This is a genomic window from Citrobacter sp. Cf072, from assembly GCF_030334485.1.
In the GTDB taxonomy this organism is placed as follows: Bacteria; Pseudomonadota; Gammaproteobacteria; order Enterobacterales; family Enterobacteriaceae; genus Citrobacter; species Citrobacter freundii.
The window spans coordinates 457,450-470,132 of the sequence record NZ_JAOWDX010000045.1 but is presented as its reverse complement, the minus strand read 5'-3'; the positions used below and the strand labels follow the sequence as shown (position 1 = coordinate 470,132).

Genomic DNA, 12,683 nt, shown 5'->3' with positions numbered 1-12,683 from the left:
CTTTGCACATTTTGCTAATTTCACCGCACCGCTGGTGGGGGTAAAATCGTCCTCAAACGTATTTCCTTGAGGACAACAAAATGAGCAACATTCTGATTATCAACGGGGCGAAAAAATTCGGCCATTCTAATGGCCAACTGAATGACACCCTGACCGAGGTCGCGGACGGTATCCTGCGCGACCTCGGGCATGATGTTAAAGTCGTACGCGCGGACAGCGATTATGACGTAAAAACAGAAGTGCAGAATTTCGTCTGGGCCGATGCGGTTATCTGGCAGATGCCAGGCTGGTGGATGGGCGCACCGTGGACCGTGAAAAAATACATCGATGACGTGTTTACCGAAGGTCACGGCACGCTGTACGCCAGCGATGGCCGCACACGTTCAGATGCCTCTAAAAAATATGGCTCCGGCGGGCTGATTCAGGGCAAAAAATACATGCTGTCGCTGACCTGGAACGCACCGATGGAAGCTTTCACTGAAAAAGACCAGTTCTTCCATGGCGTTGGTGTTGATGGCGTCTATCTCCCGTTCCATAAAGCAAACCAGTTCCTGGGAATGGAAGCGCTGCCGACCTTTATCACCAATGACGTGATTAAAATACCGGACGTCCCGCGTTATATCGCAGAATATCGCAAGCATCTGACCGAAATTTTTGGTTAACTGGTAACCTGGAATTAGAAGGAGTTAACCATGCTTACCGTTATTGCAGAAATCCGTACACGTCCAGGTCAACATCACCGCCAGGCGGTACTGGATCAGTTTGCTAAAATCGTTCCGACCGTACTGAAAGAAGAAGGCTGCCACGGCTATGCGCCGATGGTGGATCATGCCGCAGGTGTGAGTTTTCAGACCACAGCGCCAGATTCAATCGTGATGGTTGAGCAGTGGGAAAGCATCGCGCATCTTGAAGCGCATTTGCAGACCCCGCATATGAAAGCCTACAGCGAAGCCGTGAAAGGTGACGTGCTGGACATGAATATTCGAATTCTGGAGTCGGGTATTTAAGGTTGTCGATTTGCCGGATGAGGCGTTTTAGGCCACCATCCGGCATTCAACCGCAGCGCCACCGGGCACTCCTTACCAGTAGAGCTTCCAGCTCTGAGTGAAGCGCATTAACGCTTCAACGTAGAAATAATCCCCCCAACTTGCACACTCATCGACCCCTTTGTTGCTCGACAGGTGATACACCGAGTGTTTCAGTAGCCCGTTCCCCTGTTCATCTTTACCCATCAGATAATGCCTGGTCAGCGAAGACATGATCCCCATCGCCCACTGCTGGTAGCACTCGCGATCCGGATCGGTCACCGGCAGATGTTTAATCAGCTCCAGCAGACCACAGACGGCAATCGCCGCCGAAGATGAATCGCGCAGCGCATCGGTTCCGACTAATGCCAGATCCCAGTGGCAAACGGCATCTTCCGGCAGGCGATTAAGAAAGTAGTTGGCCAGCTTTTTCGACAGCTGCACCATTTGTGTATCGCCAGTGTAAATATAGCTCAGCAGAAAACCATAAATCCCCCATGCCTGCCCACGCGACCAGCAAGAATCATCAGCATAGCCCTGCTGCGTATTACCGTAACGCGGTGCGCCGGTTTGCACGTCCATATAGTAGGTGTGGAAGGTCGACGCATCCTGGCGGATCAGATATTTGGCTGCCTGCGCAACGTGGGCCTTCGCCGCATTCGCAAAACGCGGATCGCCCGTTTGCTCGCTAGCCCAGTACAGCAGCGGCAGATTCATATTGCAGTCAATGATCATCCGTCCTGCCTGATCGGGATCGCGAAGATCGCCCCACGCCTGGATGATCTGCGCCTTTTCATGAAAACGCTCCAACAGCGCTTCTGCCGCCATCAGGGAAAAACCTCGAGCATCGCGATTGCCGGTCAATCGCCAGGCCGCCACACAGGAAAGCGTGTAGAGGAATCCCAGGTCGTGGGTGTTGGTATCGTGGCGTCCGGCAATACGCAGACCAAACGAACGCACATGCTTCTCCGCCATCTCACGAAATTTGCTCTCACCACTCATTTCCCACGCCAGCCATAACTGCCCGGTCCAGAAGCTGGTCGTCCATTCCACATTCTCTGTCAGTGGGTAATAACCTTGCACACAGGTTTCGGCAGGAAATTGTTCACCGAATTCCGTTAAATGACGGCTAATCAATTCGAGGACATCTTCTCGGGCGCAACTTATTTGATCCTGAAAACTGCCGGGATTAACCGGACTGCCAGGAAATACGCGCAACGATTCCTCAACGATATGATTTAACATATTTCGGTTCCTTATGACGTAAATTATTTTGCAGGGGTATTTTCAGCAATATCGAGAGCGATATTTTTGCCACGTTTGCTCTGACAGGCTGATAAAGTAAATGCCGATATCAATGTAAAGGTCAGCGCCACAATGCCCATAATGATATATGTCTTCTCAAAGCCTATCCGGTCGTACATTAATCCGGCAGGAGAGGAAACCACCACGTTACCGACATACAGCATCGCCTGATAACCCAGTAAATACATGGTCGCATTGACACGTTTATCAAAATGCGCGGCAATATATTTGAAGACGGAAACCAGTAATAAACAGATCTCCAAACCGTATAGCGGCTTCAGCACAGAAATTAATAAATGAGAGTCACATAGCCCAGATATCACCAATCGCGCGCCCACCAGCGCCCCAACAATCAGCAGACCACGCTTCGCGCCAATATAATTGACGAATAGCGGAATGACCATGTACATGACAAATTCCATTCCCGACTGCACTGTGCCCAGATAACCAAAGACGGCGTTCCCTTCATGTACATCGGCAAAGAAAGTGACGAAGTAGCGGGAGAACTGCTGCTCCGCGATAAACATCATCCACGCCACGCCCGCAACGTACAGGCAGAATGCCCAAAATTTGCGATTACGCAGCAGGGCGTAAACATCCGTCGGGGAGATTTTCTCTTTAGTTATCACCTCCGAGGCGTTGGCCGCATTGACATTGACTTTCAGACTCACCAGAACAACCAGCATCACCACTGACGTCAGGCTGCCGAGCATAAAGTTATAGGCCGGTGAGAGGTTAAACAGCAGGCCAGAGAACGATGACGCCACCGCCCAGCCAAGCGACCCCCACATACGGATCTGCCCAAACTCCATGCCGTTCAGACGGCTGTAGCGGTCAGAATAAGATTCACAGGCCGCCACCCCGGCATACCACGCAAAGCTCAAGTAAATCGCGCCAACTATAATACCCAGCATAGTATTGGAGAGTAATAATGGCTGATAGACATAAATAAAAAACGGTGCCATTAACGCTGACATCACTACGACGAAATAGAGCAGATATTTGCTCATACCTATTTTATCGAGGATATAGCCATAAATAGGCTTCAGAATAACCGAGAAAATACCGTTCACAGCAAATACGGTGCCGATCACCGTACCGCTCAACTGCGCTTTTTGCCCCAACCAGATAGCCAACAAACCAATACTTGCGGACCAGGTAAAGAAATAAAGGAATATAAAACTGCTTATTTTATAATATTCAGTCCGATTTCCCGTTGAATTATTTTTCATACCACCCTCGCTATAAAAAGAACGACAACTGGCGTGCATTTTCAGGTTGCTGAATAACAACCTGGTTATTGTTGATGGATAGCTGCGGAACGGCTGAGTACTGTCTTTGCTGCCCGCTGGCACTCACGGCGCAGCAAAGCCAGCTTTCGCCCTGCGGGATTTCGCTGGTCAACACAGGAATCGACGCACATTCAGGGAACATGATGCTACTGTTCGGCGGCGTGACCACGCTGTCTGGCTGGCGAACTATGGACGGCGACAGATCAACGATAACGCTGGTTCCGTTGCATGCCGCAAGGAGGCATCCACGCTCACATAACCGGGGCTCGGCTTTCATCACCGCAAATCCCCCTTCCACCGTTTGCAGCGTTCGCGCACTGTTAATACGGTGCAGGCGAAGATGCCATTCGCCAAACGGGACAAGCCAGGTCTCAATCATTACGTCATGCCAGGGAGCCCAGCGGGACCAGATAAAATTCTCATCGACCCGAACCTCGTCGCACTGACGACGGCCACGATAGTAGCCATCGCCGTCCGCCAACAGCAGCATAGAGTCACAGGCCGCATGTTTGATGCCGTAACGGCCGCGCTCAATGGTGAAACCAAAGCGGCTGGAGTAGGCAAATTTGGTGTATTTGGCTTCGGTATTAACGTAGTTGTTCAGTTCAAGCTGGCCTGAGGTCAACATCATGACATGCTCAGAATGCTCACTATGCTGCAGGATCTGCGCAGCATGGGGGATAACACGTTTTTCAACCAGTTGCGGTAGCGCCAGCTCTTCAGCCTGCCAGAATGGATGATCCTCCGGCAGTGCAAGAATCAAAAAAACCTTCAATGCCCAATAAGGCGATCCCGGCGAGTTGTAGTCTTCACACATCGCCAGATTCGGGTAGGCAAACCCCAGCGTCAGAATGCCATCACGATCGAAAATCGGCTGCTTCTGCCACCAGCGCAAATGACGCAGGATCACCCCTTTGATTATGCCTGGCGAAAGAACATCCAGTTCGGCAAACGCCACCGCGCTCCAGAAGGCAACCATGGCAAAGCGGTAGGTCAGGCTGCGGCCAAACGGCACCGATGCGCCGTCAGCGGCGGACAGGTAAATAAAATCTTCGGCAAACAAGCGCGAACGTTCACGCAGAACGACAGCGCGTTCGGTGTCATCCGGGCTGAGGGTGGCATACAACAGGCCGTAGAAGTGAAAAGCCATTGAGATGTAGTAATCTTTCGGTCGACCGGGACCATCGGAATACCAACCGTCACCAAGATAGTAGGCTTCCATCAGCTCAAAGCGGCGATCGATAGCTGCCTGATCGTAAGGCAGACCCGCACGCTTGAAACCAAGCTGAACGATAATCGCAAAGTAGTTCCAGTTGCTGTCCGGCATTTGCGAGTCGGTTATCTGATTCAGCCAGCGGTGCAGATTCTCGCGTTCGCTCAGGGAGAAATGCTGCGTTAATTGCGTCTGTAACAATGCCAGACCCAGGCCATAAGCAGCCATCTCAACCAGACGCTGATCGTAAGGACCGGTGTCTCCCCAGTAATGTGGGCTTTGTGGGTCAGTACCGAGTTTTATCGCCTGAATGTACTTTTCGGCAAACGGCACTTTAGCCCCGCCAGCCATCAGCGGAAATAGCCCCCACAACGCCCGGGAAAGCCCTTCCATACAGGCAATATCCGCGCTGTAGTGAGCACAGGTATTGCCAAGAGAAAACTGAGCCTTTCCCGCCGGAAACTGCCGATCCAGCGCACGTAAAATGGCGTTAACCGCACACGTTACGTCTTCGCGTGATGACAATGGATTTGATTTTTCTTCAGTTGCTGACCACATAATCTGCCCCTCTGAATTAAGTGGCTAAAGAATAGTGAATCGCAGAGCAGCAGAAATGTTACGTCAATCACAGCACCAGAATTAAAGTAAAACAGTGATTGAGAAAATTTAAAAATAGGGTTTATAAATTACCATTCGGCGGCAAAAATTTAAATTTATTGCACTATGACTTTATCCTCACCGCAAGAACGTCTGGAGCTGATCGCCCTTAATGATGCGGTTGCGTCGTTCAGCCGTTTATTCGCCAATACGGTGCGTTATCACCACTGGCATCAGTGTCTGGAAGTGCTGTATGTGGAAGAAGGCTTTGGCGTGGTTACGGTTGACCATAAGCAATACACCATGCGACCGGGACGAATGTTCTTTTTCCCGCCGTTTACCCTACACAAGATCTGGGTCGATGAGCAGGCGCGGGATGGTTATCGACGTACCATTATTCATCTCGATCAACATGCGGTACTGAAGGTGCTGCGCGACTTGCCTCATACTCAACAGCATCTGCAAAATCTGAGCATTCGCGGCAGTGAAGCATGGGTCGTCGACGCGGCGGATGTTCATCCACATGTTGATTTTCTCTTCAGCCGTTATGAAAAAATGGCCGCTCAGAAACCGCTGAGCACTGAGCAGGTTGCCTGTCTGTTAGTCAATTTATTCAGCCTGTTACCTGACGATAATGGCAATATGCCGGAAATTAGCAGCGGAATTGCCAGTCAGGTGATGTTCTGGCTGGATGAGCATTACACCCACAAATTTAGTCTGGCGGCGCTGGCGCAGGAACTGGATAAATCCAAAAGCTATGTATCCCGCCGCTTCCAGATGGAAACGGGCGAGAGCATTCTCGACTATCTCAATACGCTGCGGTTACGCAAAGCCTGTGAAGCGCTGTTACACAGTGAAATCAGCGTGCGGGAGATTGCTCAAAAGGTGGGATTTTCAGAGGTAACATACTTCATCAGCGCCTTCGGTAAAGGCATTGGCGAGACGCCGTTGCAGTATCGCAAGCGGCATAAACAATAACGCCGGAAAGCACGTTGCTTTTCCGGCATTCAACGGTCAATTAGCCTTCGAGATCCGCCAGGTCGCCTTTCTCTTGCAACCAGTTACGACGGTCTTCAGAACGCTTCTTGGCCAGCAGCATATCCATCATTGCGTTGGTGCGCTGATCGTCTTCATCATCGATAATGAGCTGCACCAGGCGACGGGTGTTCGGATCCAGCGTGGTTTCACGAAGCTGCATCGGGTTCATTTCACCCAGTCCTTTAAAGCGCTGCACGTTCGGCTTACCTTTCTTGCGCTTTAACTGCTCCAGTACGCCCGCTTTCTCTTCTTCCGTCAGCGCGTAATACACCTCTTTACCGAGGTCGATACGGTATAACGGCGGCAGCGCCACGTACACGTGACCGTGTTTCACCAACGTGCGGAAGTGCTTCACAAACAGTGCGCACAGCAGCGTGGCGATGTGCAGACCATCGGAGTCCGCATCCGCCAGGATACAGATCTTACCGTAACGCAACTGGCTCAGATCGTCGCTGTCCGGATCGATACCGATCGCCACCGAAATATCGTGCACTTCCTGAGACGCCAGAACTTCATCAGAAGATACTTCCCAGGTATTGAGGATCTTACCTTTGAGCGGCATGATCGCCTGATATTCACGATCGCGCGCCTGTTTGGCGGAACCACCTGCGGAGTCACCTTCGACGAGAAACAGTTCGGTGCGGTTAAGATCCTGTGCAGTACAGTCCGCCAGTTTACCCGGCAGCGCCGGGCCGCTGGTCAGCTTTTTACGCACCACTTTTTTCGCCGCGCGCAGACGACGCTGGGCGCTGGAAATCGCCATCTCAGCCAGCAGTTCGGCGGACTGTACGTTCTGGTTCAGCCACAGGCTGAAGGCATCTTTCACCACGCCAGAAACAAACGCCGCACACTGACGCGAAGAGAGGCGTTCTTTGGTTTGTCCGGCAAACTGCGGATCCTGCATTTTTACCGACAGCACGTAAGCACAGCGATCCCAGATATCTTCCGCCGACAGCTTCACGCCGCGCGGCAAAATATTGCGGTATTCGCAGAACTCGCGCATCGCATCCAGCAGACCCTGACGCAGACCGTTGACGTGCGTCCCGCCCTGCATAGTTGGGATCAGGTTCACATAGCTTTCGGTCAGCAGCTCACCGCCTTCCGGCAGCCAGAGCAGCGCCCAGTCCACTGTCTCCGTCTCACCGCTGAAATTACCGATAAACGGTTTTTCCGGCAGAGTCGGTAGGCCATTCACCGCTTCGCTCAGATAGTCATTCAGACCATCCTGGTAGCACCAGCGCTGTTCGCTGTTGTTGACCTCATCCTTGAAGGTGATCTCAACGCCCGGGCACAGTACCGCTTTGGCTTTCAGTACGTGCGTTAAGCGCGAAACAGAAAAACGCGGGCTGTCAAAGAAGCTTTCATCCGGCCAGAAGTGCACGCTGGTCCCGGTATTGCGTTTGCCGCAGGTACCGACAACCTGTAAATCCTGCACTTTATCGCCATTCTCAAACGCGATGTTGTATACCTGCCCATCGCGGCGTACGTTCACTTCCACACGTTTGGACAGGGCGTTAACAACGGAGATCCCCACACCGTGCAGACCACCGGAGAACTGGTAGTTCTTGTTGGAGAACTTGCCGCCCGCGTGCAGACGACAGAGGATCAGCTCAACCGCCGGAACGCCCTCTTCAGGGTGAATGTCTACTGGCATGCCGCGTCCGTCATCAATGACTTCCAGAGACTGGTCGGCATGTAAGATCACGTCCACGCGTTTCGCGTGGCCCGCCAGTGCTTCATCCACACTGTTATCAATCACTTCCTGTCCAAGATGGTTCGGACGGGTCGTATCGGTGTACATCCCAGGGCGACGGCGTACCGGCTCAAGCCCAGTGAGTACCTCAATGGCATCAGCGTTATAAGTTTGCGTCATGGTTTAAATAAGCAATTCGAATTGATCGTCAGAAACTGTGCAGTCCAAGGAAATCGACAATCGGGTTGAAATAATCTTCGAAGCCCGTGAATGCGTGGTTTCCGCCCTCAATAACTGTCTGACGGCAGGAGGCGTAATACGCCACCGCCTGGCGGTAGTCCAACACTTCATCGCCCGTTTGTTGGAGCAGCCAGATCAAATCCGGCGCTTCCAGCGGGTCAATCTGCATGACTTTAAGATCGTAAATATGGCGTGACTCTAGCACATATTGCTGCCCCGTGTAGGGGTTCTCGTTTTGACCGAGATAGTCGACCAGCAGTTCATAAGGCCGTACAGCAGGGTTCACCACCACTGCCGGCAGCATAAAACATTGCGACAGCCAGGTGGCGTAATAACCACCTAATGAGGAGCCGACAATCCCCAACGACTCTCCGCCATGTTCAAGAATGATCGATTCCAGCATCTCTGCGGCCTGGGCCGGATACGGCGGTAACTGCGGTACGATCATCTCAACGTGCGGATGGTGCTCCGTCAACCAGTTTTTCAGCAAACACGCCTTCGCCGAACGAGGAGAGCTATTAAATCCGTGAAGATAGAGAAGCGTAGACATCAGTAGCCTTCTGAAGCGGTATCAGGGTGGAACCGATTACCCTGCAGACGACGTACCTGAGTCTGCAACGTCCCGTCAGCAAAAAGCTCCAGCGTCCGCCAGCCGGGGCTGATGGTATCCAATGTGAAGTTGGAACAGTGCGGCTTAAACTGCACGCAGGTCGATGGCGTCGCCAGCAGGCGGCGTCCGTTCCAGTCCAGATCCAGTTCCTGATGAATATGCCCGCACAGCAGATACTTCACGCGTGGATAATTCACCAGCACGTTATCCAGCTCAGCGGCATTGCGCAGGCTATGCTGATCGAGCCAGCTACAACCCGCAGGCAGAGGATGATGATGCAGAAGCAGCAAGGTATTACGCTCTGGTGCATCAGCAAGTTTACGCTCCAGCCATTCGAGCTGGAATTCACTTAATTCACCGTGGGGAACGCCGAACACCTGGCTGTCGAGCAACAATATTTGCCACTGCTCACCGATGAAAACACGCTTGGCAGGGGAAATTCCCGCGTCCTGCAGCGCGCTGTACATTGCCGGCTGAAAATCGTGATTGCCCGGTAGCCAAACGCAGGGCGCACGAAAGCTTGCGATGCCTTCAGCAAAATGCTGATAGGCCGCAGCGGATTGATCCTGCGCCAAATCACCCGTCGCGACGATCAGATCGTACTCAGGCGACTCTGCATGTATGGCATCCAGTACGGATTGATAACTGTCCCAGGTATTCACACCCAGCAGCGTTTCATGCTTTTCGGCAAACAGGTGAGTGTCTGTAATTTGTAAGATCCTGACTCTGGCCTCACCAGCCAAAGGAAGGGTTAACAGGCTTTCCAAATGGTGTCCTTAGGTTTCACGACGCTAATAAACCGGAATCGCCATCGCTCCATGTGCTAAACAGTACCGTAGCCAGTCGGCCAGAAACTGATTAATTTGATGCTTTTCGTCGCGTTGATGCAACTTTTTATTTGGATAATCATACCGCGCTTTGAAGCGAAAGATCTGCTGACTTGAACACACTTCAGCCACCCTCGCGTCATGATACAGGCGCACGGTCAATGACGGCAGGCTCCAGTATGTGACGGCCGGCGCCGTTTGTTCGATCGCGACAAGCGTAGTGTATCGGGTCGATTCAACGATCGTTAACCGATATTGTGCGTTTGCTACCTGATAGCTCACTGTTTCACCGGCTGCATCATTACGTGGCAGCAGGCGGCGCAATTGCGAATAGTTGGTTTCGCACAGGCGCATCATTTCAGGGAAGTCAGGTGTGTAACGCTTCATTTTTTCCACTCAGTTTTTAACTCTTGATAGTGCAGCTGTAACCATTGCAAGGCGATGACAGAAGCCGCGTTGTCGATTTTCCCCTCTTCTACCCATTGATAAGCCTGCTCCCGGCTCACCACATGAACACGAATATCTTCGTTTTCATCAGCCAGACCATGAATTCCGCTCGCGGTCGTAGCGTCCACTTCGCCAACTAAAATAGACAGGCGCTCACTGGTGCCGCCAGGGCTTGCCAGATAGCTCAGAACGGGTTTCGTACGTTTAACGTCCAGTCCGGCTTCTTCCATCGCTTCACGACGGGCCACATCTTCAACGGTTTCGCCCTCTTCGATCATTCCGGCTACCATTTCCAGTAGCCACGGGCTTTCGCTGGTATCAAACGCCGCGATACGTATCTGCTCGACCAGTACAACTTCGTCCCGCTCAGGGTCAAAGGGTAGCAAGACTGCCGCGTGTCCGCGCTCAAAAATTTCGCGCTTTACCTCACCGCTCATACCACCGTTAAACAGGCGATGGCGGAACCGATAAAGATCCAGTGAAAAAAAACCGCGGTATAGCGTTTCTCGTGCAATAATTTCTACATCATTTTTAGTGAAAGTCATTGGCAAGTTGTCTGGTTTACGCATTGTGCTGTCCTGAAACCAATAGTGATTAAAATGTGAATTTCAAGGTCGTTTGACTGATGTTTGAACGCCCTTGTGTTAAATTGATGCAAATTAACGCCGTATGGCACGTAACGCCAACTTTTTGCAGTGGCGGATTCTGCTAGAATCAGCAAATATTTTTACATTTGATCAGCGCTAAATACTGCTTCACAACAAGGAATGCAAATGAAGAAATTGCTCCCCATCCTTATCGGCCTGAGCCTGTCGGGGTTCAGTACTTTGAGCCAGGCAGAAAACCTGATGCAGGTTTATCAGCAAGCACGCCTGAGCAACCCGGAATTGCGTAAATCCGCCGCCGATCGCGATGCTGCATTCGAAAAAATTAACGAAGCGCGTAGTCCATTACTGCCGCAACTGGGTTTAGGTGCCGATTACACCTACAGCAATGGCTACCGTGATGCAAACGGCGTCAACTCCAATGCCACCAGCGCGTCATTACAATTGACTCAGACGCTGTTCGACATGTCTAAATGGCGTGCCCTGACGCTGCAAGAAAAATCAGCGGGCATCCAGGACGTAACGTATCAGACCGATCAGCAAACGCTGATCCTGAATACCGCTACGGCCTATTTTAACGTACTGAACGCGATTGATGTGCTGTCTTACACCCAGGCACAGAAAGATGCGGTTTATCGTCAGTTAGATCAGACCACTCAGCGTTTTAACGTTGGTCTGGTCGCCATCACTGACGTGCAGAACGCCCGTTCACAATACGACACCGTGCTGGCGAACGAAGTGACCGCGCGTAACAATCTGGATAACGCGGTAGAACAGCTGCGTCAGGTGACCGGTAACTATTACCCGGAACTGGCTTCGCTGAATGTTGATGGTTTCAAAACCAACAAACCGCAGGCGGTGAATGCGCTACTGAAAGAAGCGGAAAACCGCAACCTGACTTTATTGCAGGCGCGTTTAAGCCAGGATCTGGCGCGTGAGCAGATTCGTCAGGCACAGGATGGTCACTTACCAACGCTGGATTTAACCGCCTCTACCGGGGTATCTGACACCTCGTACAGCGGATCTAAAACCAACAGCTCCCAGTATGACGACAGCAACATGGGCCAGAACAAAATCGGTCTGAGCTTCTCGCTGCCGCTGTACCAGGGCGGGATGGTTAACTCGCAGGTGAAACAAGCGCAGTACAACTTTGTTGGCGCGAGTGAACAACTGGAAAGCGCACACCGTAGCGTGGTGCAGACCGTTCGTTCTTCATTCAACAACATTAATGCTTCTATTAGTAGCATTAACGCGTACAAACAAGCGGTTGTCTCTGCTCAAAGCTCATTGGATGCGATGGAAGCCGGTTATTCCGTAGGTACACGTACCATTGTGGATGTGTTGGATGCCACCACCACGCTGTACAACGCCAAGCAACAACTGGCAAATGCGCGTTATACCTATCTTATCAATCAGTTAAACGTCAAATCTGCGCTCGGTACGCTGAACGAGCAGGATTTGGTGGCACTGAACAATACGCTGGGTAAACCGGTATCCACAACGCCGGATACCGTGGCACCGCAAAATCCACAACAAGATGCCGCCGTGAATGACTTTAACGGCACTGGCAATTTGCCTGCGGCTCAGCCGACAGCAGCACGTTCAACCAGCAGCAACGGCAACAACCCGTTCCGTAACTGATGCTGATGACGGGGCTTCGGCCCCGTCTGAACGTAAGACAACGTAAAGATCCGCCCCTTCCTGCGCATTCTCGCCTCTTCCCGCTTCAATTTCGACCAGTCATCCTCTATCCTGAGCATTATTTACTGTGTTTACCACTGGGTCCTGGAA

General features: G+C 51.8%; 12 protein-coding genes. 4 read left to right on the top strand and 8 right to left on the bottom strand.

Features of this window, described 5'->3' with window-relative positions:
- Positions 1-80 precede the first annotated feature (80 nt).
- Complete coding sequence (locus OGX66_RS14615; protein WP_088903062.1) at positions 81-662, top strand: NAD(P)H-dependent oxidoreductase; 582 nt, start codon at positions 81-83, stop codon at positions 660-662.
- Between the two features lie 30 nt (positions 663-692).
- Positions 693-1,007, top strand: a complete 315-nt coding sequence (locus OGX66_RS14610) for a putative quinol monooxygenase (RefSeq protein WP_003024557.1) — start codon at positions 693-695, stop codon at positions 1,005-1,007.
- Positions 1,008-1,079: 72 nt separating this feature from the next.
- Here the strand turns inward: OGX66_RS14610 and OGX66_RS14605 are convergent, their stop codons facing one another.
- Genes OGX66_RS14605 through OGX66_RS14595 form a run of 3 tightly spaced genes read right to left on the bottom strand, consistent with a single transcriptional unit; the run spans position 1,080 to position 5,393 of the window.
- Positions 1,080-2,270 carry a glycoside hydrolase family 88 protein gene (locus tag OGX66_RS14605; protein ID WP_003846324.1) on the bottom strand — a complete coding sequence of 397 codons (1,191 nt, stop codon included), beginning with the start codon at positions 2,268-2,270 and terminating at the stop codon, positions 1,080-1,082.
- 23 nt (positions 2,271-2,293) lie between these two features.
- On the bottom strand, positions 2,294-3,562 hold the full coding sequence (locus tag OGX66_RS14600) for an oligosaccharide MFS transporter (RefSeq protein WP_088903393.1): 1,269 nt from the start codon (positions 3,560-3,562) through the stop codon (positions 2,294-2,296).
- Between the two features lie 10 nt (positions 3,563-3,572).
- Positions 3,573-5,393 (bottom strand): DUF2264 domain-containing protein, encoded by a 1,821-nt coding sequence (locus OGX66_RS14595; RefSeq protein ID WP_088903061.1) that lies wholly within the window; start codon positions 5,391-5,393, stop codon positions 3,573-3,575.
- 165 nt (positions 5,394-5,558) lie between these two features.
- Here OGX66_RS14595 and OGX66_RS14590 point away from each other — a divergent pair, with 165 nt between their 5' ends.
- On the top strand, positions 5,559-6,410 hold the full coding sequence (locus OGX66_RS14590) for a helix-turn-helix transcriptional regulator (RefSeq protein WP_044700874.1): 852 nt from the start codon (positions 5,559-5,561) through the stop codon (positions 6,408-6,410).
- 40 nt (positions 6,411-6,450) lie between these two features.
- Here OGX66_RS14590 and parE read toward each other — a convergent pair whose 3' ends face one another.
- From parE to nudF, 5 genes are read right to left on the bottom strand one after another with little or no spacing between them, the layout of a single operon-like run.
- Positions 6,451-8,343: a DNA topoisomerase IV subunit B gene (gene parE / locus OGX66_RS14585; RefSeq protein ID WP_003024571.1), complete on the bottom strand. Its 1,893-nt coding sequence runs from the start codon at positions 8,341-8,343 to the stop codon at positions 6,451-6,453.
- Positions 8,344-8,371: 28 nt separating this feature from the next.
- Positions 8,372-8,953 carry an esterase YqiA gene (gene yqiA, locus OGX66_RS14580; protein ID WP_088903060.1) on the bottom strand — a complete coding sequence of 194 codons (582 nt, stop codon included), beginning with the start codon at positions 8,951-8,953 and terminating at the stop codon, positions 8,372-8,374.
- Positions 8,953-9,780: a 3',5'-cyclic-AMP phosphodiesterase gene (gene cpdA, locus OGX66_RS14575; protein WP_003838143.1), complete on the bottom strand. Its 828-nt coding sequence runs from the start codon at positions 9,778-9,780 to the stop codon at positions 8,953-8,955. Before cpdA ends, yqiA begins: the two co-directional genes overlap by 1 nt.
- Before the next feature lie 24 nt (positions 9,781-9,804).
- On the bottom strand, positions 9,805-10,227 hold the full coding sequence (locus tag OGX66_RS14570) for a DUF1249 family protein (RefSeq protein WP_003024582.1): 423 nt from the start codon (positions 10,225-10,227) through the stop codon (positions 9,805-9,807).
- The gene (nudF, locus tag OGX66_RS14565; RefSeq protein ID WP_003024585.1) at positions 10,224-10,856 is read right to left on the bottom strand and encodes an ADP-ribose diphosphatase; all 633 of its coding nucleotides are present in this window, start codon (positions 10,854-10,856) and stop codon (positions 10,224-10,226) included. The genes OGX66_RS14570 and nudF overlap by 4 nt, the downstream gene beginning before the upstream one ends.
- Before the next feature lie 198 nt (positions 10,857-11,054).
- On the opposite strand from nudF, the gene tolC reads away from it, so the two are divergent.
- Positions 11,055-12,533, top strand: a complete 1,479-nt coding sequence (gene tolC / locus OGX66_RS14560) for an outer membrane channel protein TolC (protein ID WP_085951568.1) — start codon at positions 11,055-11,057, stop codon at positions 12,531-12,533.
- The last annotated feature ends 150 nt before the right edge of the window (positions 12,534-12,683 follow it).